This is a genomic window from Alteromonas sp. AMM-1, from assembly GCF_047290655.1.
GTDB classification, from domain to species: Bacteria; Pseudomonadota; Gammaproteobacteria; order Enterobacterales; family Alteromonadaceae; genus Alteromonas; species Alteromonas mangrovi.
Genome location: NZ_JBLBUE010000020.1, coordinates 1 through 25,480, shown reverse-complemented (window position 1 = coordinate 25,480; position 25,480 = coordinate 1). Strand labels below are relative to the sequence as shown.

Below are 25,480 nucleotides of genomic sequence, written 5' to 3'. Positions count from 1 at the left end.
TTTGAATATAATGAGCAGTTAAGTACATGCCCACTGGTTTACTGATTATGGTTATTGCCGGTTACTTGGGCGAGATTTCGGCAACTGAAACAGGTGGAACGAGCTCTGCCAACACCTTACTCACCACAATGGATTGGGGAATAGATACCGTAACCTGTTTAATGATGTCTTGTGACGAGTGGCCTACATGAAACGTGTAATCTCCGGCTTCTACCACCCAGGCCCGTTGCGTCTCACTGAAGGACGCCAGGCGTTTGGCATTTACATGTAATGTAAGATCCTCTGTTGAAGCTGGCGATATGTCGCCAGTTTTAGCAAAGGCTACCAGGATTTTGTTGGCTTTTGGGATATCCCCTGTTGGCGCAGAAGCGTAAACCTGAATTACGTCCTTGCCGGTAACATCGCCGGTATTACTTACCGACAAGGTAATGGTAAATTCAGCCGGTGATCCGGCAGATGAAACACTGACGCCTTCGATATCAAAGCCGGTATACGACAACCCGTAACCAAAATCATAGGCCACAGGAACGTTAAAGGTGTCGTAATAGCGGTAGCCTACATAAATACCGTCGACATAATCAAGCTGGGTACGCTTACCCACAAATAATCCAATATAGGGATCGGTAACGGTTTCATCTGAAGTGGGCTTGCCCGGAAACACGTCGGAAGTAGGATTGTTAGCATAAGTCAGCGGGAATGTGGTTGCCAGACGACCCGATGGATTTACCTTACCGGTTAACACATCAACCAGGGCGTTGCCAGCTTCCTGCCCCCCCTGCCACGGTAATACAATAGCATCAACCTGGTCGCGCCAACTGGCCACTTCTATAACGCCGCCGGTATTGAGCACTGCAACCACTTTTTTACCGGCCTTGTGATAAGCATCGCTCACTTTAGCAATCATAGTTAACTCGGCAGCGGTTAGGTTGAAATCGTCATCCAGTTGACGGTCCTGAAACTCACCGGCATTCCTGCCAATGGTGATCAACCCCACGTCTGTATTGGCTACGGTTTCATTTAGCAGTGCATCTGGCAGACTAAATTCTGGTAGTGGCGCTTGTAACTCAAAGAAGTGTTTTTTCGGCGGACGCTTCGCGGCTTCCTCTGCCATGAAAGCCGTGTAAGCCTGTTGCAGTGGGCTAAATACAGGAATGTTGGCGTTATTCAGGCCATCCACCAGCGACACTGTATAGGCTTCATTTACATCACCACTGCCGGTGCCACCCGCAATGAAGTCGTAACTGGTATTTCCAAAAGCAGCAATACGGGTATCTGCGTTTACTGGCAGTGCATTTTTGTTCTTCAATAACACAACCCCTTCGGCAGCAGCCTGACGTGCCACGTTAGCATGGGCCTGCAGGTCAGGCTTATTGCTATAAGCATAGCCATTGTAAGATGGCGACTTTAATATCGTTTCAACGATACGCTGTAAATTGCGGTCTAACACTGATTCGTTCAACGAGCCACTTTTAACCGCATCAGTAATTGCCTGACGCTGATCTGGCATACCTGGCATAATTAAATCGTTGCCTGCCTGCATTTGCGCTACTGCGCTGTCGCCAGCAAACCAGTCGGTCATTACCAGTCCTTCATAGCCAAACTCCTGGCGCAATACCGCTTCAAGTAGCACTTCATCCTGTGAGGTATACACGCCATTCACTTTGTTGTAAGAGGTCATAATGGCCCAGGGCTGAGAAGCTTCAATAGCAATCTCAAACCCGCGCAAGTAGATTTCGCGATAGGCCTGCTCATTAATGTGGGCATCCAGCCACATACGGCTGGTTTCTGCGTTATTCGCCACAAAGTGTTTAATAGTGGTACCCACCCCATGCGCTTCTACACCATTTACAATTGAGGCAGCCATAGAACCGCTGATCAGTGGATCTTCTGAATAGTATTCAAAGTTCCGCCCCGCCAATGGGTTAGCATGAATATTCATGCCTGGCGCAAGGAATAAATCCACGCCGTACTCTTTCACCTCTTCGCCCATAGCATCACCCACCTGGGTAACCAATTGCGTATTCCAGGTAGAGGCCAACGCCGTAGCAATGGGAAAGGCAGTAGCAAAATAGCTGGCTGGGTCATTCTCCCGGGTAGGGGAAATGCGCAATCCCGCAGGCCCATCAGCCAGCACCATAGCTGGGATACCTAATTCAGGAATAGCAAAGGTCGAGCCTGCCGCCCCGGGCACTTTCTCTGAGCCACCAACATTGTTTAACTGAAAGCCAGTGCCCGTGAGCAAATTTACTTTCTGCGCCAGCGACAATCTTGTAATCAGATCCGTGGCACGCAGGCTGACATCAAGCGCCGGATTTTCAAAATCATCCATTACGCCATTGTTGTTTCTGTCTGTATAGCTAACAGCGGCATTAGCGATCTCTGAGGTTGGCGCATTGCCGCCACAAGCGGTTAATCCGGCAAAGGCACAAGCCAAAATGGAATGTTTAAAATTTGAAATCATAGAACCACCAAAAATAGACAACGTTATCAAATAGGAACATTAAATAAATGAAATTAACGGTGTCCAATGTTAAAAATATGTAGACATCCTGCATTTTTATGACATCGATGTCAATTATTGATTTAACCGTGAGAATGGTTCAAAACGTTCAACCCGCCCGCTACATCTTGCCGAATGACTAAAAGCGCAGATTAATGTTTTATTTGAACCGAATTGCGTTAAATACGTTTCGATATTCTCAAAAGTGTGTAAAGTCGATACTATATAAATAACAATAAATGACAGACAGTGCGTTTTTGCGCACAAACTGTGCAATAACAGTTCCCTACACAATAAAACAAAGGGTTTACACATGGGTAAGGCGACAATCGGCGATGTTGCGAAAGCAGCCGGCGTGTCTGTAAAAACAGTATCCCGGGTCATTAATAACGAAAGCGGTGTAAAAGACGCCACGCGTCAACGCGTTGCCGAGATTGTAAAGCAACTGGACTTTCGGCCAAACCTCAATGCTCGTAGCCTCAGAACCCGCCAGTCGTACATTATAGGTGTGCTATTTGTAGATTACAGCGGTAACTTTTATTCTCATAGTATTCTTACCGGTGCTATTGAAGCCTGTGATCAGGCAGGTTACAACCTGCTTATACGCCCGTTAAAAATCAATGATATTGGCTTTGAGCCCATTATCCGACAAATGCATGAACTGTCGAAGCCCGATGGCTACCTTGTTTGCCCGCCGTTGTGTGATGATCCCAATGTGATTGCGTTACTGGATGAGCTTGGTGTGCCCTACGTAAGAATTGCACCGCTGAACGCACAAGGCTCACCATTTATTCGTTGTCAGGAAGAAGCAGCCAGTCAAAAGGCGGTTGAACATCTCATCAATCTGGGACATCAGCACATTGCTATGCTGAGTTACCTGAAAGGTCATGGTGCGGGAGCCTGGCGTTTAGCTGGCTATAAGGCCGCATTAAATAAGCACAACATTCCTGTTGTACCTGAATACATTGAAGAGTACGGCTACGACGAAGAACCCAATATCCTGGACTCTGTGATACGCCGCCTGCTTACTAAAACCCAGGTAAGGCCTACTGCTATATTCTGTGTGAACGACACACTGGCAGCGTCGGTTTACCGCATTGCCAGCCAGATGGGCTTAAAAATCCCCTATGATCTGTCGATAATAGGCTTTGACGACGACCCAATGGTAGAAAACCTGTGGCCGCCATTAACCACTATTCGCCAGCCCATTTCCACAATGGGGAATTATGCTGCCAAAATGCTGATCAAATCACTGGGTAATAAACCTACCGCTTTTGAAACGCCTGCGTTAAATTGCGATTTGGTATTGCGCAACTCAACTGGTCCATATCTTCCCAGTTAATACAGGGAAGTATGGTCAGAGTCACTATTGTTATTTTCGAAGGGGTGCGGACGAGAGAACAAGTACCCCTGACTGTAATTAATACCAAGTTCTTCAACACACTGCTGAATAGTCGGAGAATTAACAAACTCTGCCACCGACAAAATACCGCTGTTACGACAGAAAAAGACAATAGCCTTCACGATTTCATAACTCTTGGTATCTACATCAATACATTTGATGTACTTGGCGTCGATTTTCAGAATATCGATTTCTAAATCAAGGATCCGTTCAAAATTTGAATATTCTGCACCGAAATCATCAATTGCCAGTTTAAAACCTGACTGCTTCAGCGACTTCAACTGTTCGATATGCGTGTTCTTACGCGAACTACTAATACTTTCCAGTACTTCAAGTACAACACGCTCAGGTTTGATGCGATACTGAGTACACAGCCCCAGTAAAAATGCCTGCAGATATTGTGCATTTAAGTCGTACTCAGTGATATTAATTGAAAAGGTATAAGTATGATTTGCCATTACATCAAATGCCCGGCTTATTACCGCCCGGGATAATGCAGGTAATAAACCGGACACCTGCGCCGCTTCCAAAAAACCCACTGGCCGGATAATTACGCCATTGTCGTTGATACGCGCAAGTACTTCAAAATGTGTGATCTCACCTGTTTTATTGTTACGGATCCCCTGAAAATAGGGCTCCACCGCATGCTGATTTAGCGCTCGGTGCAACAGGTTGTTTGCTTCCGCGTATTTATGCTGCCTGGTGACTTTTTGCGACTCTTCTGAATCGGAATAAATAACGCAACTCGGCTTGCCTAACTCGCGGCTTTCCCGCAGAGCAGCAGACGCCAGCCTCAACAAATCTGTCGTTCCATAGCTTCCCGAGAACGACAAGGAGACATAAATACTGATGTCGTCTGTAGTAACCTGATTTACCGCAAAAAAACTTCTTAATTTGCTGGCTACCGAGTTCAGTTGTACTTCATCTTCAAACAGTATCGCGTATTTTCCTGGCCCTACCCCAGCGCACAAATCCGCGTGCACCAATAATTGAATTAAGCTGCCAGTTGCCCGAATAAGCTGATCACACACTTCAAAACCGTAGGCCTCATTGAGGTAACGCAATCCATCGATGGCCACCATAAGTAACCACTTGGTTTGGCTCGACTGCATCCGTTCAGTAAGTGCAGCTTTACTGGCCAGTTTACTGAGTGGATCAGTATTCAACAGGTACAGATTGCGCTCTTCTACTGTTTTTAATCGGGTTAAATCCATATAGAGCGCGGTGTATCGACAAACCTCGGAATGACCCACTTTGATTTGATTAACCGACACCCATTGCTTGAGGAGCCTGCCATTGGCATGTCGGTTGGTAATTTCGCCCTGCCACTGACCGGTTTGCTGAATTTTCGCCCAAAAAGTAGCGTAAAACTCCCGGTTGTGTAAGCCCGAGGAAAACACCCTAGGGTTTTTGCCAACGATGTCATTTCTGGACAAGCCAAACATGTCACAAAAGGAATCATTTACCTCAATAATTTCCAACTCTTTATTAGCAACCAGGATGGCTTCTGCTGAGCTTGTAAACATGGACGAAAATAGATGCAGGGTTTCTTCCTTTTTACGACGCTCAATTTCCGCGGAAATACGGTGACTGGCAATTTCAAACAGGATTTTTAATTCTTCGTTGTTGGTGTTGGTTGAAAAATTCAGCGCAACAAGAATGCCGAACACTCTGGATTGAGAGTCGTGCAGCGGCATACCGAAATAGGATTCAATGCCCATGTCCACCAGCATTGTATCTTTGGGAAACTTGGCGCAAACATCGGAAGTATGAAAGCAGATATTGTCTTTCGACACGTCTTCACATGGCGTATTGGCCAGCGAGTAAGTGAAATTTTCGGCTAACTTGCCGTTAGCCGCCAGAGACAACGTTTCGGCATAAGTATGATGCTTATCTAATTTACCAATAAATACAAAGTTACAATCAAGTATGTCCGACAACGCGAGCACAACCAGATCAAAATAGTTCTGCCCACTGGTTTTGCCAACCAGGTCAGAAAAGCGGCGCAATTTATCCAGAATATTAACCATCGCACACCTAACAGGAAGCCCAATTGCCGTAATTATGTTCAACAATACAACAACAACCCTATCACAGTTTAACTGTGTAGAGCGTCAGTTCATCGCACGTGTTTAATAACTGAACCAGTACTAAGTATTTTGCACTATAGCACAATTACACTTTAGTATAACTATATGATTTATTAACATTTTTTAAACAACATTACATAATTAAAGTCACTGACTTAACATGTAAATTACAACGCGGTGGGTACTGCACAAAACACAGTAGGGTATAAATAACGGGTATAAAAAAGCCTTCCACTCCGGGAAGGCTTTTTGTTCGGTATTTGCCTGGCAGCTATTTAGCTAAGCTTGCCAACAATCCATTCAGGTTCTTCACAAAAGAAGCCGGATCTTTCAGGCTCCCCTGTTCTGAGAGCGCAGCCTGATCAAACAACACTTCGGCCCAGTTCTTAAACAGGGTTTCGTCTTGCACATCCGCCAGGATTTTCACCAGTTGATGTTCAGGGTTCAGTTCAAAGTGATATTTCACTGCTGGTACTGGCTGACCTGCCGCTTCCATCAGTTTCATCATTTGCGTGGTCATGCCGTGCTCATCTGCAACAATACACGCAGGCGATTCTGTGAGACGGTGAGTAAACTTCACGTCCAGTACTTTGTCACCTAATGCCGCTTTAGCGCGCTCCAGTACACCTTCAATTTGTTTACTGGCTTCTTCCTGGGCCTTTTTGGTTTCTTCGTCGTCGAGATCACCTAAATCCAGGTCGCCGCGAGCAATTGAACGCAGTTGCTTGCCTTCAAATTCGCTCAAGTGTTGCATTAACCACTCGTCAATGCGCTCACCCATTAGCAGCACTTCAATGCCTTTCTTCTTAAAGATTTCCAGGTGAGGGCTGTTTTTCGCAGCCTGGTAACTATCGGCAGTCACATAGTAGATCTTTTCCTGACCTTCTTTCATGCGAGAGATGTAATCAGCCAGTGACACATTTTGCGTACTGTTGTCATTGTGCGTTGACGCAAAGCGCAACAAGCCCGCGATTTTTTCTTTATTAGAAAAATCTTCAGCCGGGCCTTCTTTCAGTACATTACCGAATTCATTCCAGAACAACTGATACTTCTCAGCATCATTTTTGGCCATGCGCTCCAGCATTTGCAGTACGCGTTTAGTGCAGCCCTGACGCATGTTCTGAGTAACCTTGTTGTCTTGCAGAATTTCGCGCGACACGTTCAACGGCAAGTCGTTAGAGTCGAGCAAGCCTTTTACAAAGCGCAGATAGGTAGGCATAAACTGTTCGGCGTCGTCCATAATAAACACGCGCTGCACATACAGTTTCAGGCCGTGGCTCTGATCGCGGTTCCACAAATCAAACGGCGCTTTGCTTGGGATATACAACAGGCTGGTATATTCGGTTTTACCCTCAACTTTGTTGTGCGCCCAGCTCATTGGATCGGCAAAGTCGTGCGAAATATGCTTGTAGAACTCAGTATATTCTTCATCGGTGATTTCAGACTTATCGCGAGTCCACAACGCCGTTGCTTTGTTCACCGTTTCCCACTCGCCATCCTGACCTGGGATCTTCTCGCCATCAGGGCCTTCGCTTTCTGCTACCGGCTCTTTCCACATTCTTACCGGAATGCTGATGTGATCGGAATATTTGCTAATGATTGAACGCAAACGCCAGTCATCGGCAAATTCTTTTTCGTCGTCGCGCAGGAATAGGGTAATTTCGGTACCGCGAGTAGCTTTCTCGATATTGCCAACGGTGAAGTCACCTTCCCCGGCAGAAGTCCACTCCACGCCCTGATCAGCAGGCTGACCTGCTGCACGGGTACGCACAACCACTTTATCGGCCACGATAAACGCGGAATAGAAACCTACCCCGAACTGACCGATCAATTGTGAATCTTTTGCCGCATCACCCGACAGTTTACTGAAGAAATCTTTGGTACCCGATTTTGCAATGGTGCCCAGGTTTTCAATTACTTCGTCGCGAGTCATACCAATGCCGTTGTCGGCAATGGTTAGCGTGCCAGCGTCTTTATCGACACTCAGTTTTACGCACAGATCACCATCATTTTCGTACAAGCTGTCGTTTTCTAATGCTTTAAAGCGCAGTTTGTCGGCCGCATCAGCAGCGTTAGAGACAAGCTCACGTAAAAAGATTTCCTTGTTCGAATAGAGTGAATGGATCATCAAATGCAGAAGTTGTTTTACTTCCGTTTGAAATCCATGAGTTTCTTGATGGGCCACGTCAGCCATAAACCAGATTCTCCTAGACAGATAGAATAATTCAGTTAGGAAGGTGTGGACTCATACCGGCAAATTCAACACCACGACAAGAAAAAACCGGCAAAAAAGTAAGGGATTGAATAAAGACTGAACAAATAGCGTGCGACGAAGCGGATGTCGCACGCAGAATACGTAAATCAGAGCGTACGGCGACCGGAAAATGCGTGAGTAAGTGTGTTACCGTCAATAAACTCCAGTTCGCCACCAATTGGCACACCATGGGCAATGCGACTGGCTGTAACCGTGTGCTTTTGGCAAAGCTGGGCAATATAATGGGCTGTAGCCTCACCTTCCACGGTGGGATTGGTTGCCAGAATGACTTCTTTCAGGGTGCCATCAGCAATGCGGGTTTCCAGTTCATCCAGGCCGATTTCTCCCGGCCCTATGCCGTCGATGGGTGAAAGGTGGCCCATCAGCACAAAATAGGTGCCTTTGAACGACATAGTTTGTTCAATGGCCATTACATCTTGCGGACTTTCCACCACACATAGTTGCCCGCTGTCCTGGCGCTGAGGATGGTTACAGATATCGCAGACACTTTGCTCGGTGAAGTTGCGGCACTGCTGACAGTGACCAATATGCTCCATGGCGTTGTGAAGTGCAGCGCTTAACGTACGGGCACCATCGCGATTGCGCTCCAGCAAATGAAACGCCATCCGCTGCGCGCTCTTGTTCCCTACTCCCGGTAAACAGGTAAACGCGCTGATCAATTCCGCCAGCATTGGACTGTACTTCATAACATGCGTGCCTTTTGTTAACTAATGCGTTTATTGAAGCAGATGCGTCACACTTCAATGCAGATTGGGTAATGGACGTGAATTATAAAGAAATTCTGACGGAATGTTAGCTGTAAAAAGCGGGATTAACCGCATCAGGCTACCACCACGTTTCCTTTAATCTGGCTTAAGCCAATGTGCGCAACCGTTCCGGCATTAAATTCAATACAATCGGATTCTATGCCATCTGAAAAAATAACGCCGTTCTCAGCCATTTTAGACGTAAGGGTTAATTGTTCATGCATTGTAATTTTGCCGAATGTTAATTCGCAGTGCGTTACATGAGAGGGAAACGGCTCTCTTACACTGTAATACAAAAAGTGACTGTTCCAGGCAAATCCTTTGTCCAGTCCAGTGCGAACCGGCTGCCCGGCAATACCGCTGGCACCAGCCAATACACTTTTAAACCAACCGGTAGAGCCCATACCCGTAGACACAATCACCCCTGAAGAACTTTGTTCTTCAGCATGCCCACCAATGGCCAGTTTGTAACGTGCCGACGTATGAGATTTGGGCCCGATAAACAAATCATTAACTGCCAGTAAGCGTTGCCCCAAATTCGTATTCACTTCAGCTATGCTAACCGACGAGGTTTTTATGCTCCCCTGAACCAGTTGACTCACCACAGCAACGGCATCTTCCGGTAAAAACGGTAATAACACCCCGTCGAACAAATCCGGCAATGGATTGATCCCAATGATAGGCTGGCCATTTAAGTACTTCATTACATTTGCCACCAGCCCATCCTGCCCCAGCACCACAATTATATCGTCTTTCGCAAATTGGAAACTGGGCAAAAAGCTGCGCTCGAGTACCAGTACTCTGGCCAGCTTTACGAGATGACTTTGTATGTTGTCCAGGGTGTGCTGAAAACGGTTGTGTTCGTCCTGGTATCCTTCAAAGGACTCCCCTAAATGCTCAAGGTAAAATTTTGCCTGCCCCAATGTGCAGTATTTTTCCTTTAATTCCTGCAAACGCGTTTTTCTTACCACGATAACCACTTTGCGATCAGTACTCATTGCCTATGCCCCCTTAACGAATCAGTGACTGTAGCAGTTCGGGGGAGAAATTAAGGCTGCCCACTTTATTCTCGCCTTTAGTCAGGTTTTCAATGGCTTGTGCGATTAGCTGCTCCGGGCGTGCAGCATTCATATTCATTACTTTTAAGCGTTCCAAATCAATGTCATTGAACGCCGCCAACTGGGCTTTAAGATCATAGGCCTTGGCATCGGCCCGGGCTTTCGAATTGGCGTTTTCCAATTCCACCAGTTCCGCGCGTTTGCGCTCGTTGTCGGTTCTGGCCAGTAGCTTTTCCTGATCCATATTGAACTGCTGCTGTAGCTTTTCGCGCTCAGCTTCCAGCGCTTGTTTTTCCAAATCCTGTTGCTTGCGGGCAATGGCTTTTTCGGTTTCCAGCTCTTCTTCACGCACCTGTTTTTCTTTCTCAATACTCGACAAACGGCGGGCGTAAATGGCATTGTCTGCGTCGCGCAATAACGCTTCCCGCACTTCGGCTTCCAGCGCTTTGGCTGTTTCCGGTGCCGGAGAAATTGCCGTTAATGACACCTCGGTAATTTCGATACCTAAACGCTGAAGATTGCTTTGCACCGGCAATTGTTCCTGTAGTGCGCCGGTGAGCACCTTTGCACTGCTCAGCGCTTGTTGCAGATTCATAGACTCCATGGCATTGCGCACTACTACCTGCACGCTGCGCATAATGCGTTCATCCAATCCTTCCGGCTCATCCGATAAATACATGCCTTTTGCATTTATGGAAAAATTGATCATTTGTGCTGCTGCTTCAGGACGGTCAATACGAAACGTTATCTGGCCTTGCACCGTGATTTCCTGAAAGTCCTTGGTTTTCATTCGAAACACAAAGGGCAACTCCTTACTGCTCAATGGCACCGCCACAATAGACGCATTAGGTGCATAGTAATAAAAGCTGGTGCCTCGTCCCTGCAGCTTCACTTCACCATTTTTAAACAGCATTACGTGAGTAGATGGGTCAGCTTTATAAAAGTTAATTCCAAACATGATGTATTCCTCTTTTCATTAAATGTCTCATCGACACTTTTAATATATGTCCATGAGACACTTCTGTAAATACACAAATTTCATGATTTTTTTATATTTGCAATAAGGTCTTGAATTGACGACAATTAATGTCACAAAGACACATAATGAGAAATCATCATGATCACCAGTCCGTTACTTACTATCGACAACGTATTGTTCACTGTGCACGATGGCATCCTTAAAGTGCTGATGGTGAAGCGTTCTATCGAGCCCTATTCAGGGCTGTGGTCGTTACCTGGCGGTATTGTAGATCCGGCTACCGACACATCAACAGAAGACACCGCATTGCGAAAGTTACGGGAAAAAGCAGGTGTGAAGCCGAATTACCTTGAACAACTGGAAGTCTTCTCCGGGCATGATAGGGATCCGCGCGGATTTACCGTTACCATTGTGTATTATGCGCTGATTGGTTATCAGCAGGCCGAGGTACACATTCATACCGTAGACGACGCGGAGTGGGTTTCCCTACCCCAGATAGCACAATTGAATCTGGCATTTGATCACAAAAAGATCATTAACGTGGCATTGGAACGACTGCGCCAGAAAACCCTGTATTCCATGGTGCCGGTATTCTGTTTACCCAGCTTATTCACTATTTCAGATTTAAAACAAGTAATTGAAACAATTATAGAAAAGCCCATTCAACGAAAATCACTCATGCGCAGGGTTGAAGCCAGTGGCATGTTTGAAGAAGTGGACGAGAAAGCTGCTACGGGCAAGCGTATGGCACAACTATATAAACTCAAAGACAACTTTAACATTGTTAACTTCGAACGGAATTTGAGTTTTTAGGAATGGCTCAGTTTTGTATTTGAAATGCTCATCTTCACAAGCACTATTATTCTGTTTACAAAAAAGCTCCGGTAAACACCAGAGCTTTTCATTCATTAAACTGCCCGGGCGTGATGCCCTAAGCAAAGTAGTAACGTTTTTAAAAATTAAAACGGCATTTTGAAGCCAGGAGGTAATGGCATTCCGCCCGTTACCGCAGCCATTTTCTCTTTGGACGTTTCTGCCACACGACGGGCAGCATCGTTAAATGCGGCAGCGATCAGATCTTCCAGCATGTCCTTGTCGTCTTCCATTAGAGAGTCGTCCACATCTACGCGACGCACATTGTGGTTACAGGTCATGGTTACTTTTACCAGGCCAGCGCCAGATTCGCCTACCACTTCTAACTTTGCCAAGTCTTCCTGGGTTTTCTGCATGCGCTCCTGCATTTGCTGCGCTTGCTTCATGATGTTGCCCATTCCACCTTTAAACATACTCTTTTCTCACTGTTGTATAGTCTAAAACACTATGACGTTAAAATATTAACGAGGCTGGATGCTGTCTTGCACAACCTCTGCATTAAATGCACTTACCATTGCCAGAATGGTTTCATCCTGCTGTATTACCTGTCTGGCATACCGCTGGCGCATTTGATTAATTTGTTGCTGTATCTGATACGGCGTTTTTGTTACTTCACCACAGGTTAGGGTTAAGTTAACCGGTTTCGACAATACGCTATTCAGCGCTTCGGTTAATTGCGGTACCGTGCCGTCGTTTACCAAGTGCTCCTGACTGGGATCCAACGTCATGGTGACATTGTCACCGTCTTTCGAAAACCGTGAATTCAGCGCGATTTGCTTTAACAGCCCGGCTATTGGCATAGCTTCTACCAATGCGCTCCATTTATCAACCTGACTGGCTTGCAATAACTTATCACCATTTTCCAGATATGGGGGCAGGTCACTGTCAATTTCAATAGTGCTCTCTTTCGTAACGGACACTTCTGCAGGTTGTGAGTCTGGTGCCGACAGTTCGTTCCGAGTGTCCAATGGCGCAGTGTCGATAGCTGTACTTTCTGATGCGCTTTCTTCTTCATAAGGAATCGCTTGAGCAGAGGCCGCTTCAGCAAAACCAGATTCAGCGCCTTCTGTTACCCAAGGTGGTGGCTCATCGGCATCTGAATTCGCAACATTATCCACCATGGGATCTGATGTGTATTGAGTATTAACCCCCATACCGGGATTAACTGGCGCAGCCTGTGGTGTTGGCGCGGGTGCTTGCACAGCCGCAGGCTTAACCGGTTCAGGGCGCTGAAGGGTACGCTCCTGGCTGGGTGGCTTTTTTGCGGCCGAGGCTTTGTCCTCCATGGCCTGTTGTTTCAAGCGCTGACGCAAGGCCAGCATAGCCTCAGTTGAAGCAACAGCAGGTTGTTGAGGCTCATTGTATTCTGGCGATGGCGAATCATATTCAGACACAGGCTCATAGTGATCGTCCGCCATAGCGTAGCCGCCATCTTCCGGTGGATAATCGTAATGATCATCGGGTGGCCCAGCCTGACTCTGACGACGAAAATCGTCGGCTTCATCCATTAACTGAGCAGCCTGTGCGTCCAAAGCCGGTTCGTCGCTGCAGTCTAGTTGGGCCGGCTGTACTGGTTGTACCGGTTGTGCCGGTTGTACCGTAGCGTTTGACGTTGACTGAACGGAATCAACGCCTTGTGAATCTACCAGCGATGACTTTACCGGTTCAGCTCGTTCCACTGCGCGCGTCGCGACGGTTTGAGTTTGAGGCTGGGGCTGAGAGTCTGGTAATGCAGTCGTCTCAGCGGCCTGAACTGATTCACTTTGCGCAGTTGCAGGTGAAGCGCTCGCGCCTGTGGGTTGTGCTAACCCGCCACCTGACACAGGTGGGTTGGTGATCAGTGTTTCAGCATCATCAACCGGGGTAACTGGCGTGAACGTCATCATGCGCAAAATAGTCATTTCAAACGCGCTGCGCCCATCACCAGCGTAAGGTAAATCTTTGCGACCCTGCAACGCCAGTTGATACAGTAATTGTACTTGCTCGGCCGGCAATCCTTTTGCCAACTGATAAATGGCTTTAGCCGATGTTGTTTCCAATTTACAGGCTTCAGGGACCCATTGTGTTAAGGCTACCTGATGCAAAATACTGGCAACTTCTGCCAACACCTGACTGAAATCCGGTGCCATCATGGCAATTTCGTCGATCTGCGACATTACCGCGCTGGCATCGCGTTTTACCATGGCAAACAATAATTTAAGCACTTGCTGGCGATCCATTAATCCCAGCATGTCGGTTACAACCGAAGCCGTAACCTGATTGTTGCCCTGAGCGATAGCCTGGTCGGTTAAGCTTAATGCATCGCGCATACTGCCTTGGGCTGCGCGCGCTAATAACCCCAGTGCTGGCGCTTCAAATCCCACACTTTCTTGTTCCAGAATATGTTGCAGTTGCTGCGTGATCTGTTCGCGGGACAGTGCCTTTAAGTTAAATTGCAGGCAGCGCGACAAAATGGTAATCGGCAATTTTTGCGGATCGGTTGTGGCCAGCAAAAATTTTACATGTGGGGGTGGCTCTTCCAGCGTTTTAAGCAGTGCATTGAAACTGTGCTTGGAGAGCATGTGTACTTCGTCTATGAGGTACACTTTAAACTTGCCACGAGTGGGTTTGTATTGCACGTTATCGAGCAATTCCCGGGTATCTTCTACCTTGGTACGCGACGCTGCATCGATCTCGAGCAAATCAACATAGTTGCCCTGCTCGATTTCTTTACAGGTGCCACATTGCCCGCAGGGGTTTGCGCTTTGCCCTTGCTCGCAATTAAGGCTTTTGGAAAAGATCCGCGCGATAGTAGTTTTACCCACACCGCGAGTACCGGTAAACAGGTAAGCATGGTGCAACCGATCGTTTTGTAATGCATTGGAAATAGCGGAAACAACGTGTTCCTGCCCTACCAACTCACTAAAGCGTCCGGGACGCCACTTTCTTGCCAGTACCTGATAAGCCAAATGCGTTTCCTTACTCGCCTTCAAATTCGCAAATGCAGTAAGGTTTTACACCCAAATCGGTTAAGCGCTTATAACCATTGAGTTCGGGTAAACCAATTACAAACCCTGCATGCTCTACTATACCACCCAAATTGCGGATAAGCTTCGCGGTTGCGGAAATAGTTCCACCGGTTGCCAACAAATCGTCGATTAACAATACTTTATCGCCGGGCGAAATCGCATCTCTGTGGATTTCCAACGTATCTTTACCGTATTCCAGTTCATAACTTTCGCTAAGCACATCACGGGGTAATTTATTGGGTTTACGCACAGGAATAAAACCCACTCCCAGTTCCAATGCCAGTGGTGCACCAAACAAAAATCCGCGCGCTTCCGTGCCAGCTACTTTGGTAAAACCATAAGGACGATACTGTTCTAACAACATCGCAATGCACTGACTAAATGCAGGGTAGTCTTCCAGCACGCTGGTGACATCGCGAAACTGAATGCCTGGCTTAGGGTAGTCAGGCACCGTTTTTACTACTGATTTTATATATTCTGAACTCATGCCGAATCCTTTAGTTATTCCGGCAAGGCATTAAGAAAAATAGAATGTGTACCAACCAGCTAACGTTGGTAATAACGGGAAGGCTAGCAGTGCAACGACTGCACCCAGAAAATACCACCAGTTAAATACTTCTTTAAAATCTTCGTTACCAGCCATGAGAAATTCCAGTTAAATTAAGCCTAAAAAAAGGGTGTAAATAGTAATCGAAACGCAACCTAATTGACAGTGCCAATGCGTTAAGCAGTCAAAATCTGACCATTCATGGATTCTATTGATGTTAAGGAATAACCAAAGGTGGGAAAGGCGATGTGTTAAGTATCAGGCTTCGATCACTGCGCCGCAGCTTAACCACTGAGAAACCAGTTGCCAGACGCCTTGTTGAACCATATTCATTGGCAGCCCGCCAGCCTGATTATGTACCTGATCACACAAACGCTCCAACGTGGTGGGTTGTTGATTTAGCAGTTCGAAGGTTAATGCCGCCAACGGATTCAGGTGTTGAAATTCAATACTCTGATTGCTATCGCGATACAGCAGATAGTAATGCATTTCACCGGGTTCACTGGGCAGAAAGTCTGGACCAATAAGGTGCACAGCATACGGATACCCCACAAGTTCTGTTACCGGTGAGCCGCGAAAATACTCAGGTATTCCTTCCCCCTGCCAGAAAGTCACCGCACTGTCGGTTTTTCTCACTGACAGCGCCAGCTCCAGCCATTCATAATGCGCCAGTTCTTTTAAAAATACCGGGTCGGTGCTTTTGAGTTCATAAGCATTACTCAGAAATTCTACAAACTCTTTGCTGATCTCTACAAAATAAGGTGAGCGACAGGCATGTTGCTGAAAGAAAGTTTTTACCAATTCATGCCAGTGTTCTTTGCTGAACAGCGAGTGCAGTACAGGAAATCCATTACGGATAAAGCCTTCCACATTGTTGTAAAACAGAGACTGGTATATCGCCAGCCTGCGCTGCGTATCTGCATCATGATCCCCTGCTTGCTCCGGGACGCGAATAGCTGTTGCCAGCGAAAGTAATTGCTCGTGTAAACTCACCTAGGCAACTCCAACCTGCTCAGCCGTAACGTGTTGCTGAATAGACTTAATACGCCTTACTTCCTCAAGTAGCGTTGGTAGCGGTGGAATATTGAAATCTCGCTCTAACAGCGTGGGGAATACATGGTGGCGCTGATAAGCATAAGTAAGCAGTTCCCATACGTCTTCTATTACATCGGCACCATGGGTATCCACCCTCAGATCTTCAGCTTCTTCGTAGTGACCTGCAATGTGTCCGTACACGATTTTGCCAGAGGGTAACCCGTCGATAAATGCCTTGGGGTCATAACGGTGGTTTATGCTGTTTACGTAAACATTATTTACGTCAAGCAACATCAAGCAACCTGATTCATCCAGTACTGCATTGATGAATTCCAGCTCGCTCATCCGGTCGTTGATAGTTAAATAATAGGAGACATTCTCAAGTACTAGAGGGCGCTCAAGTACATCCTGTACAGTCCTGATACGTTCAGATACATGCTTAACGGCCTCTTCCGTAAACGGAATAGGCATGAGGTCGTACATATGTCCTTGTGCGCCACAATAACTGAGGTGTTCACTGTACAGGGGAATATTATAGCGGTTTAGAAACCGCTTCACGGCGAGTAAAAATCGATGATCAAGCGGATCGGGCCCGCCAATAGACAGCGACAGACCATGAGTTGTAAACGCGGCCTGAGAGGTGCACCGCTCAAAATCCTGGCTGAACTTTCCGCCCAGCGGGATCCAATTTTCAGGCGCGACTTCCCAGAAATCCACCTCAGCAGGTAACACAGGGAGCAACTCATCGAGCATTTCCCTGCGCAACCCTAATCCGGCACCGCTTATTGCTTTCATTACCATCAATAATCGTATTCAGGCAACCGCAGCGTTATGCTGCACCACCGCATTTACCTTCGCCACACTTGCCTTCTTTATCGGCTTTGTCGCCACCGCATTTGCCTTCGCCACATTTGCCTTCTTTGTCGGCTTTGCCTTCACCGCATTTGCCTTCGCCGCACTTGCCTTCTTTCTTGGCCTTGCCTTCACCGCATTTGCCTTCGCCGCACTTACCTTCTTTATTGGCTTTGCCTTCACCGCATTTGCCTTCGCCGCACTTACCTTCAGCAGCAAATTGCATATAACCAGATTCTAACTGCTGAGCGCCAAACGGGTTAGCGGTATCAGCAAAGGACATTGCAGACATTGAACTTAAAACCACTGCGCCAATAGCGCTAGCAACGGATGTTTTATTAACTGATTTCATGGGTACACTCCAAAATATTGATTCACGTTGTGGTCATACTTGGTGTTATGAGCATCGCGTTATCGCTTAGCATTTACACCCAGTTATTACACTTAAAATACAAGACCGACAGTTATCCGATCATCTTTCAAATAAATTAAAAATTTGTTTGGACGGTTTCGAAAAATCATACCACAGCGGGTTATTTTTTCCCGCTGTAGTCGAAAGAATGCAGAAAAATGACTTACACTTCAGACGTTACTTGCATTGAAGCCACTCAGGCTGATGCCTGATATCCAATGCGGAATCCACCCCAATGCCTGTTGTTAACGTAGATAGGCGCAGACAAATCGTGCATTACCTCACCGGTGTCACGCTTATAGGTTTGCAGCAAAAAGGTTTCCGTACTTTTGCCACAGCGTGAACCGGTATAATCATTAAAAATGCGTTTTGTGCGGCTTTTGGCCAGGTCTACTTCATAATTACCGGTCATAGGATGACTGAATTTTTTGTTATGGGTAGGAAAATAGCCATTAATATCTACCGCCCCAGCATAAATAATAAAATCATTATTACTGAGAATGGGTTCCTGAATAGCGGGAAGCTGCTGATCCGTGAACGCATCGAAACGCGAAGTATATTTTTGCGGCTTTGTATTGGGTACCGGCTTATAGTTGAAATCAAACAGATCGCGTTCTGAAATCTTGCCCGCTGCGATAGCCTGTTCAAACAATTCACCTATTTTCTTCGCGGCATCTTTGGCAATTCGTTGTACCTGGGCATTGCGATTGTGAAGTTCAAAAATCTGTAATTGCCTGAAGATATCTTCTGTTTGGTGACTCAGTGATAACACTTTTTCAGATACATCACTTAATTCAGACTCCAAGTGAATCGTATTTTCACGCAACTGTAGGGCGTTAACACTAATGCCCTGATTCGCTTCGCCATATTCATTCACCGTGTCTTTCATCATAGACATAGTGTTTGCCGCTAATGTAGACGCTTCACTGGCAGCCTCAACCAAGGAAGATGACTCGTTGATGATATGCGACATTTCTTCTCCGGCAGCGGCAACGCGTTCTATTGCCTTAACGGAGTTCTGACTGTTTTTATTTATCTCATTGAGTACGTTATCGATCCCCTGAGTTGCGTCGGTGGTTTTCTTGGCCAAATCACGCACTTCGTCGGCTACAACCGCGAACCCCCGGCCCTGATCTCCCGCCCGTGCTGCTTCAATTGCGGCATTTAATGCAAGCATGTTGGTTTGATCGGCCAGTTGATTAATCGTGGTCGTGATACTACCGATTGACTCGGCGCTGGTTCTCAGGCTCATCAGCATTTCTTTAGAATCATTAATTTGCTGACTCAATGTCACTTGTTGAGATAATAATTGCGCGAGCAACGCCCGGCTCTTTTGCGTTTTTTCATCAGACACCTGAATCGTTTGCTCCGCCTGGCCTGCATAGTCAATCAATTCCCGGTTACCGCTCTCAATGCGTTCAATTCTGGACGCGATTTCCTGCACACTGGCAACCTGCTGTTTAAACATAGCAGAGAGTTTATCCAGAAAATGAGAAACCGTAGCACCGCCAATTGCTATTCTACTGGCCGAATTACTGATCAATTCGCCAGTTCTTGTCATGCGGTTATCTTCCTGTTGCACCACTGCTTGTTCTGGTGTGTCTGCGGCCTGGAGAAAATAACTGCTCATTCCACTTGCTATTGCAGCCACAATGGCAACAACCCACCAAGGCGTGGCCAAAACACCTAAAACTATCAGGATGAATGCCACCACAAATAACTGAATAATTGAATTTTTCACGGCTTTTGACTTCTTCTGAAAGATTATATTGTTATCACGCTAACTATAGACCATGTTCTAATAGTTATCGTAATTCTATTACTAAATGTTAAATATTTGTTTAGTTCTTTCGTGCGAAGTTTCTAAGACTTAGCGATAATCTTGCGGATAGACGAGCTGAGAGTACCCGCGCTGAGTACTCTCATTTAGATGAGTTAATCTTGAGATTGTGCTATCAGAGAATCAAGCCGATTTCGAAATGCTGGCAGCGGCTTACCAATTCCATTGATAACTTCAATAGCAGCTTGCTTATCGCCGGTTTTTAAAAGCCCTTCTGCATAGTCCATTGCGTAAATAACGTTCTCTTTCGACAGTTCGAACGCTTGCTTCAGGCGTTTCACAGCAAGTCGGTCCTCGTCTGTATTCAACAAGGCTTTTCCACTCAGGTTCAGGTACTTTGAATTATCCTTATTCAGTGCCAGTAATTGAGCGGCATAGTTAGTCGCTTTGTCATATTGACCGTGCTCCAGCGCCAGGCTTGCAAGTGAATACAATACCACTTCATTGTCGGCAGAATAGGTTAACGAAGCTTCGAATAAATCAATCGCGGCCTGGGGATCAATTTCGTACAAATCATTGGCTAATAATATCCGAATAACATTGTGGTCAGGATTTTCACTCAAATGCTTACTAAGCAGCGATCGCGCGTCTTCTTTTCTATTCAATTTAAAAAGCAGTGCCCGCATCAGCGTTGCATACTGAATGGTGGGCTTATCGGCATAAAACTGAGCGACCTTGGGCAACGCAGCATCATATCGGCCCGCAAAATAATCCAGTTTGCCTTCCAGGCCCAGTTTCGCAGTTGCAAAGATGTCGGTTACTTCCATGCCAGCTAAGGTTAGTCGCGCCTCGTTTAATTGTCGGGTTTCAATTTGCCAGTCTGCATATTGCAACTGGATTGCGGTGTCTTCCGGCGCCATATTCAAAGCCTTATCAATTAAGGTCTTAGCCTTGTCGAAGTCTCTGGCTGCCAGGAAGAATTCAGCTAAGCGATAGAGAGGAGCAATATCGTCAGGGTAAGCCTCTCCCCACTGACGTAAGGCATCCAGATATGCATCAATGGATTTAACCTGCTTTGTAACTTCAGCATTGAGTTGCCAGTACCGCTTCGACAGTGTTTTCAGGTTGGCGTACATCGCATCCAATGCTGTCATTGCACTTGCTGCATTTCCCTGGCGATAAAGGGTTTCTGCGTACATAAGTTGCAACGTTTCATTGTCTGGCTGGCTAGTTCGCGCTTTCTGTAGAAATGGTAAAACCTTGTCTGTTTCGCCCATTTGCTGTAATGCTACTACACCAAATAATACCGCCTGCTGGTTAGCGGGGTTATCGGACAGAATCTTTTCTACAAATGGCATTGCCGCCTGCCCATCATTACTTTTTAGCGCTTCAAAAGCGAAAAACAGATTGGCTTCTACATTGGCAGGAAATCTGGTTAACATATTTTTATAAGCAGTCGCGACTTGATCTGGCGTACCAGTAGCCCTGGCTATTTTAGCGTTTAACTGCCAGGCAACCTGCGTAGTCTGGTCAGTAGCAAATTCAGCATTCTCAACGGCCGCAAGATATTGTTCTGCTTCTTCAAATTGTCCTTCAGAGATTAGCACTGAGGCTATCGACAATTTGGCAAATAAATCATTTGGATTTGCAGTTACCAGATTTTTTAAGATCTGCAGGCCGTCTTCGTCACCAGTAAGTAATTTGGCAATACCCTGGTAATAGCCATCAGAGGCCAATTCATTGAGTGACCGGCTTTTTTCCAAAAGTTGCTGGCCTCTATTAGCATCGCCACTCACAATCAACTGAAGTCCGGTTCTATCCAGCAACACACTCGTGTGCTCGTCCTGCATGTCTTCACTTGAAAGAAATTTAAATGCTTTATCAGTTTTCTGAAGTTTTACCAGGGTTGCCAGGTAAACACGTTTGGCCACATGCCCTTCAGATAACAATGATTCAATAGGATCAAGATAGTAAAAGGCAGATTCAATATCACCTGTAAAATATGCTGACAATCCAGCTATTAACTGACTTTGCGCATTGTTGCCTGAAATTTGAATAGTTTTCGTGGCGTACTCAAAAGCCTTGTCGTACTTTTTAGTTTGAAACGCCAGGGTTGCAGCCAGTAAGTTTGTTACGGGTTCATCTGGATTGGCAGCCAACAACACGTCAACCTTTTGACCAGCACCTTCTACATTACCCGATTGCATAAGTGCCTTGGCGAGCAAAAAGGCAGCAGGCAAAAATTGTGGACGTTGCTGTTCAAATCGGGAGAGTGCTTGTACAGACATCGCGTAATCTGCTTGAATGTAACTCACTTTACCAACCAGCCACAGCGCATCAGCAAACACAGAATCTACACTGATTATCCGCTCACCCAGTTTTTCCAACGTCTCCTTCTCATCATTTACCAGCGCAAAAATGTACTCGGTAGCCAGCGAGTATTCCGAATCAGGCAATGCTGGAGCGCGTTGAATCAGACGCTTCGCCGCTTCTAACTTGCCAAGTTCAAGATATGAGAAAGCCTGATAGAAGAGAAATTCAGATTGTTGAGCTTCACGGGTGGCAGGCATGAGTTCATCAACGTAATCAATTAACGACTGAAATTCTTGTGCCATAAACAGCGCCTCCACCATGAGCCCAGCTATGATAGGTTCTTTAGCTCCCAGGGAAGATGAACGTTTAAGTTCTTTTACAGCACTCAGCCCATCACCGTTTGACAGATATATTTTCGCCAACAGCAGTCGGGCTTCAAGTTGACGTGAATCCTCAACAATCGCATTTTTCAACGTGATAATGGCTTGCTTATCCTGCCCCTGAGATAACTGCAACTTCGCTTCAGCAAGTAATTCTTCTGGCGACGGCTTACTGCATCCACTTACCAATAGTCCCGATACAGTGAGTGCGGTAATAATGTTCAAATACTTCATGATGTCCTTTCTTCGCCGTTGGTGGTGTTATTTTTATTTTGAATTAGATTAACCAAGTTTTAACGTTGTTGCACCTGTTGTAAACCGACTCGCTAACGACTTAGTTGCTCCTTTTAAACCTTTCGTATATGTCAAATAATTTTACACATGATTACAAACATTAAGCTAAACCATTGATTTAATTGAAAGGCACGCTTTTTGCTTAGTTATAACAGAACACTAGAAAATCACACACCGTGTGGCAAATCTGAGAGTTCTTGGTTTTGTAAAGTAGTTAACAATATAAGTTAACAATCACCAAGGGAATTTGATTAATGAAGAAATACAATAACACTCTAGCGACTTTGGCATTAGCGGCCATGGCTGCAACAGCTCCAGCTATCGCTGATGACACTCTCATCAGTGCTACGGGTGCTACGCCAACACCTTACATTTCTGCCGGCAACAGCGCAGGTTCGCTTGATTGGGCAGCCATACTGGCTTCCAGAACAGATGCAAACGTGTCAAGCTCGCGCTTTACAGGTGTAGTAGCAATTAACCCGGTGATCAATGGCGACAGCTATGTATGTACCGGTACAGCAATCTCTCCACGCCACATTCTTACTGCTGCGCACTGTGTTGACGCCGATGGTCAGGGCAACGTTATGGATCTAAACGATCCATCAAATGGAATTGCTATCGCGTTTAACAATGATGGTGCTTACTGGCAATCAGGAAACATTGGTTTTGCGTCAGACGTAGTGATTCACCCGGATTACGATGGTTTTAACATTTGTAGCGATGGTACATCGGGCTGTGTGGGCGATGACGTTGCGATAATTACGCTTACCGAAGACATCCCAGCTGGTGTTGAAATTTACGACCTTTATGCTAACTCTGTAATGGCGACGGATAATGGTGTAGATGGTGATACATTCACCATGGTTGGATATGGTACTCGTGGTGATGGTTACTATGGATATTACAACCAGTACGACGATCCAGCCGTATCTGGTGACATCGGTGAATTAGGTTATGCTACTTTCGATGAAAAATTAACTGGCCAGAACATTGTTGACCTTATCGACGGCGACGACGAAGCAAACTTTACTGGTACTGGTGAAGTTTGGTATGCCGACTTTGACGGTTATGATTCGTTCTTCGATGAAAATGTAGACTGGCTATGTGATAACGGTTACGCATGTAGCTCAACTCTTGATGAAAGTCTTGAAGCGAATATCGGCGGCGGTGATTCAGGCGGCCCATCATTTATTTATGACGCTCTGAACGACAAATACTGGTTAGCAGCAATCAACACCTTCGGTATTAACTTCGGTTGGGCACCTGGTGCTTTTGGTGATGTATTCGGTGGTATTCTACTTGAGTCTTACTTAGGTTGGATTAACAGCTACATTACGCCTTCAGTAGCAGCGTCTGCTCCACCTGCGCTGGCTCTTATGATGTTAGCGTTTGCTGGTATGGTTGCTCGTCGCAAAATGACCAAAGCATAAGTTTACTTAATAAAACTTTTGAAAAAGCGGAATGTGCAAACATTCCGCTTTTTTTTGCGCCAAACAAAGCTCAGTTACGTTGCAAAGCCTACCTAAAGGGTGTGATACCGGTTAATCAGATTCATATCTGCCTTTTCCTATATACATGAGTCTATAAACAATCAACATCCCACCTCATTGCCTGGAAACCATTCAAACAGGTTGCTAGGACTCAATATGAGGTTTAGTTGAGGTCCCGGACAAGTACTGCGCACTTTGCGCGAAGACGGGTGAGTTTACTGATACATCTGACATTCCGGCCCGCACATCTGTCATCCGGTCTTGCTCATCTGACATCCCGCCCGCACATCTGTCATCCCGGCCTCGAGTCGGGATCTACTCAAACATGTTGTTTGGCTTCAACATGTGGATTGGCTGAGGTCCCGGACAAGTGCTGCGCACTTTCCGGGAAGACGGGTGTGAGGTTTTGCACTTTGCGCGAAGACGATTCTTTTGCTCTGCGCTTTTCGGGAAGCCCGTTAATTTGGAGAAACAAAAAAGGCCCACTCAATCGAGTGGGCCTTTCTTTTAATTGGGAGCCTGGCGGTGTTCTACTCTCACATGGGGGCGGAGGTTGACCGAATGTCCTGCGGACATTCGCAGCGACCAGAGCGGCGCGCATGGATGCGCGACTGGACATTGCACCAGGGAGGGGTTGTTACTCATCTTTTGTGCAGCGCCTTGAAATTAAAAAGCCCCGATGGGTTAGGCTCTTCATGTGAGTGGCACGCAGTGCCTTTCTAAGATAAAGGGCTATCCAGATAATGCTGATAATGTGAATTACGTATCTCTGAACGCCAAATGCAAAAAAGGGCTACCCTAATGGATAGCCCTTTTTCTTAGAATGGGAGCCTGGCGGTGTTCTACTCTCACATGGGGAGAGCCCACAGTGCCATCGACGCTAGCGTGTTTCACTTCTGAGTTCGGAATGGATTCAGGTGGGACCACGTCGCTATTGCCGCCAGGCAAAAACTTTTTATAACAATTTCAGAAAGCTTGATACGTTCTTCAATCAGAGTAACTTCACTACTCTAACTTCAATTAATTAGTCAGTCTTACCAACAACACTTAAGGTCAATTCATTCACACACTTTAGCGAGTAGTAAAATGGTCAGGAAGGTTTCCTTCCGTTTAAGCCATTTTACACGACAGCGCGCTAGCGCGTTTATAAAAAGCTACTTAGGCGTTGTATGGTTAAGCCTTTCGGGCAATTAGTACAGGTTAGCTTAACGCCTTGCAACGCTTCCACATCCTGCCTATCAACGTCGTCGTCTTCAACGACCCTTCCAGACCTTAAAGGTCAGGGATGACTCATCTTGGGGCTCGCTTCCCGCTTAGATGCTTTCAGCGGTTATCGATTCCGAACTTGGCTACCGGGCAATGCCTTTGGCAAAACAACCCGAACACCAGCGGTTCGTTCACTCCGGTCCTCTCGTACTAGGAGCAACTCCCCTCAATCATCCAACG

The 25,480-nt window shown here is 46.2% G+C and carries 18 protein-coding genes and 2 rRNA genes; 3 read left to right on the top strand and 17 right to left on the bottom strand.

The features are described from left to right. Window positions 1-61 precede the first annotated feature (61 nt). Window positions 62-2,461, bottom strand: a complete 2,400-nt coding sequence (locus ACLR2L_RS06300) for a beta-glucosidase (protein ID WP_413366636.1) — start codon at window positions 2,459-2,461, stop codon at window positions 62-64. Window positions 2,462-2,813: 352 nt separating this feature from the next. On the opposite strand from ACLR2L_RS06300, the gene ACLR2L_RS06295 reads away from it, so the two are divergent. Then, window positions 2,814-3,842 carry a LacI family DNA-binding transcriptional regulator gene (locus tag ACLR2L_RS06295; protein WP_413366634.1) on the top strand — a complete coding sequence of 343 codons (1,029 nt, stop codon included), beginning with the start codon at window positions 2,814-2,816 and terminating at the stop codon, window positions 3,840-3,842. On the opposite strand, the gene ACLR2L_RS06290 is transcribed toward ACLR2L_RS06295, so the two are convergent. The 5 genes from ACLR2L_RS06290 to ACLR2L_RS06270 all read right to left on the bottom strand — a co-directional run bounded on the left by ACLR2L_RS06290 (window position 3,839) and on the right by ACLR2L_RS06270 (window position 11,029). Continuing rightward, window positions 3,839-5,932 carry an EAL domain-containing protein gene (locus ACLR2L_RS06290; RefSeq protein WP_413366633.1) on the bottom strand — a complete coding sequence of 698 codons (2,094 nt, stop codon included), beginning with the start codon at window positions 5,930-5,932 and terminating at the stop codon, window positions 3,839-3,841. The genes ACLR2L_RS06295 and ACLR2L_RS06290 overlap by 4 nt on opposite strands. Before the next feature lie 331 nt (window positions 5,933-6,263). Next, window positions 6,264-8,186, bottom strand: coding sequence for a molecular chaperone HtpG (htpG, locus tag ACLR2L_RS06285; RefSeq protein WP_413366632.1), 1,923 nt, complete (start codon window positions 8,184-8,186; stop codon window positions 6,264-6,266). A 167-nt stretch (window positions 8,187-8,353) separates the two neighbouring features. Beyond that, entirely contained in the window at window positions 8,354-8,953 is a 600-nt protein-coding gene (gene recR / locus ACLR2L_RS06280) for a recombination mediator RecR (protein ID WP_140961384.1), read from the bottom strand. Between the two features lie 134 nt (window positions 8,954-9,087). Then, window positions 9,088-10,011, bottom strand: coding sequence for a hypothetical protein (locus ACLR2L_RS06275; protein ID WP_413366630.1), 924 nt, complete (start codon window positions 10,009-10,011; stop codon window positions 9,088-9,090). Window positions 10,012-10,024: 13 nt separating this feature from the next. Continuing rightward, window positions 10,025-11,029, bottom strand: coding sequence for an SPFH domain-containing protein (locus ACLR2L_RS06270; RefSeq protein WP_413366629.1), 1,005 nt, complete (start codon window positions 11,027-11,029; stop codon window positions 10,025-10,027). A 159-nt stretch (window positions 11,030-11,188) separates the two neighbouring features. Between ACLR2L_RS06270 and ACLR2L_RS06265 the strand changes: the two genes are divergently transcribed. After that, window positions 11,189-11,863, top strand: coding sequence for an NUDIX hydrolase (locus ACLR2L_RS06265; RefSeq protein ID WP_255439349.1), 675 nt, complete (start codon window positions 11,189-11,191; stop codon window positions 11,861-11,863). Between the two features lie 146 nt (window positions 11,864-12,009). Here the strand turns inward: ACLR2L_RS06265 and ACLR2L_RS06260 are convergent, their stop codons facing one another. The 9 genes from ACLR2L_RS06260 to prsT form a co-directional block, all read right to left on the bottom strand. Further along, window positions 12,010-12,336: a YbaB/EbfC family nucleoid-associated protein gene (locus tag ACLR2L_RS06260; RefSeq protein ID WP_140961390.1), complete on the bottom strand. Its 327-nt coding sequence runs from the start codon at window positions 12,334-12,336 to the stop codon at window positions 12,010-12,012. A gap of 48 nt (window positions 12,337-12,384) precedes the next feature. Continuing rightward, entirely contained in the window at window positions 12,385-14,871 is a 2,487-nt protein-coding gene (gene dnaX, locus ACLR2L_RS06255) for a DNA polymerase III subunit gamma/tau (RefSeq protein WP_413366627.1), read from the bottom strand. Between the two features lie 10 nt (window positions 14,872-14,881). Continuing rightward, entirely contained in the window at window positions 14,882-15,418 is a 537-nt protein-coding gene (gene apt, locus ACLR2L_RS06250; protein WP_140961394.1) for an adenine phosphoribosyltransferase, read from the bottom strand. Between the two features lie 30 nt (window positions 15,419-15,448). Beyond that, window positions 15,449-15,574 (bottom strand): hypothetical protein, encoded by a 126-nt coding sequence (locus tag ACLR2L_RS06245; RefSeq protein WP_255439350.1) that lies wholly within the window; start codon window positions 15,572-15,574, stop codon window positions 15,449-15,451. A gap of 162 nt (window positions 15,575-15,736) precedes the next feature. Next, window positions 15,737-16,471, bottom strand: a complete 735-nt coding sequence (locus tag ACLR2L_RS06240; protein WP_413366624.1) for a DUF2063 domain-containing protein — start codon at window positions 16,469-16,471, stop codon at window positions 15,737-15,739. Next, a complete protein-coding gene (locus ACLR2L_RS06235; protein WP_413366622.1) occupies window positions 16,472-17,314 on the bottom strand; it encodes a DUF692 domain-containing protein in 843 nt (280 codons plus the stop codon). A 28-nt stretch (window positions 17,315-17,342) separates the two neighbouring features. Next, a complete protein-coding gene (locus ACLR2L_RS06230; protein ID WP_413366620.1) occupies window positions 17,343-17,717 on the bottom strand; it encodes a hypothetical protein in 375 nt (124 codons plus the stop codon). Window positions 17,718-17,973: 256 nt separating this feature from the next. Beyond that, the gene (locus tag ACLR2L_RS06225; protein WP_140961401.1) at window positions 17,974-19,518 is read right to left on the bottom strand and encodes a methyl-accepting chemotaxis protein; all 1,545 of its coding nucleotides are present in this window, start codon (window positions 19,516-19,518) and stop codon (window positions 17,974-17,976) included. 194 nt (window positions 19,519-19,712) lie between these two features. Beyond that, window positions 19,713-22,484: an XrtA/PEP-CTERM system TPR-repeat protein PrsT gene (gene prsT / locus ACLR2L_RS06220; RefSeq protein ID WP_413366618.1), complete on the bottom strand. Its 2,772-nt coding sequence runs from the start codon at window positions 22,482-22,484 to the stop codon at window positions 19,713-19,715. A 314-nt stretch (window positions 22,485-22,798) separates the two neighbouring features. Between prsT and ACLR2L_RS06215 the strand changes: the two genes are divergently transcribed. Beyond that, window positions 22,799-23,974 carry a trypsin-like serine protease gene (locus tag ACLR2L_RS06215; protein WP_413366616.1) on the top strand — a complete coding sequence of 392 codons (1,176 nt, stop codon included), beginning with the start codon at window positions 22,799-22,801 and terminating at the stop codon, window positions 23,972-23,974. Window positions 23,975-24,863: 889 nt separating this feature from the next. Here the strand turns inward: ACLR2L_RS06215 and rrf are convergent. Next, window positions 24,864-24,979: ribosomal RNA gene (gene rrf / locus ACLR2L_RS06210) — 5S ribosomal RNA — on the bottom strand. A gap of 224 nt (window positions 24,980-25,203) precedes the next feature. Continuing rightward, window positions 25,204-25,480: ribosomal RNA gene (locus tag ACLR2L_RS06205) — 23S ribosomal RNA — on the bottom strand; the annotation flags it as partial.

Excerpts from the sequence above, each read along its gene's own strand:
- ACLR2L_RS06300 (WP_413366636.1), bottom strand. The coding sequence starts at position 2,461 with ATGATTTCAAATTTTAAACATTCCATTTTGGCTTGTGCCTTTGCCGGA.
- ACLR2L_RS06295 (WP_413366634.1), top strand. The coding sequence starts at position 2,814 with ATGGGTAAGGCGACAATCGGCGATGTTGCGAAAGCAGCCGGCGTGTCT.
- ACLR2L_RS06290 (WP_413366633.1), bottom strand. The coding sequence starts at position 5,932 with ATGGTTAATATTCTGGATAAATTGCGCCGCTTTTCTGACCTGGTTGGC.
- htpG (WP_413366632.1), bottom strand. The coding sequence starts at position 8,186 with ATGGCTGACGTGGCCCATCAAGAAACTCATGGATTTCAAACGGAAGTA.
- recR (WP_140961384.1), bottom strand. The coding sequence starts at position 8,953 with ATGAAGTACAGTCCAATGCTGGCGGAATTGATCAGCGCGTTTACCTGT.
- ACLR2L_RS06275 (WP_413366630.1), bottom strand. The coding sequence starts at position 10,011 with ATGAGTACTGATCGCAAAGTGGTTATCGTGGTAAGAAAAACGCGTTTG.
- ACLR2L_RS06270 (WP_413366629.1), bottom strand. The coding sequence starts at position 11,029 with ATGTTTGGAATTAACTTTTATAAAGCTGACCCATCTACTCACGTAATG.
- ACLR2L_RS06265 (WP_255439349.1), top strand. The coding sequence starts at position 11,189 with ATGATCACCAGTCCGTTACTTACTATCGACAACGTATTGTTCACTGTG.
- ACLR2L_RS06260 (WP_140961390.1), bottom strand. The coding sequence starts at position 12,336 with ATGTTTAAAGGTGGAATGGGCAACATCATGAAGCAAGCGCAGCAAATG.
- apt (WP_140961394.1), bottom strand. The coding sequence starts at position 15,418 with ATGAGTTCAGAATATATAAAATCAGTAGTAAAAACGGTGCCTGACTAC.
- ACLR2L_RS06245 (WP_255439350.1), bottom strand. The coding sequence starts at position 15,574 with ATGGCTGGTAACGAAGATTTTAAAGAAGTATTTAACTGGTGGTATTTT.
- ACLR2L_RS06235 (WP_413366622.1), bottom strand. The coding sequence starts at position 17,314 with ATGGTAATGAAAGCAATAAGCGGTGCCGGATTAGGGTTGCGCAGGGAA.
- ACLR2L_RS06230 (WP_413366620.1), bottom strand. The coding sequence starts at position 17,717 with ATGAAATCAGTTAATAAAACATCCGTTGCTAGCGCTATTGGCGCAGTG.
- prsT (WP_413366618.1), bottom strand. The coding sequence starts at position 22,484 with ATGAAGTATTTGAACATTATTACCGCACTCACTGTATCGGGACTATTG.
- ACLR2L_RS06215 (WP_413366616.1), top strand. The coding sequence starts at position 22,799 with ATGAAGAAATACAATAACACTCTAGCGACTTTGGCATTAGCGGCCATG.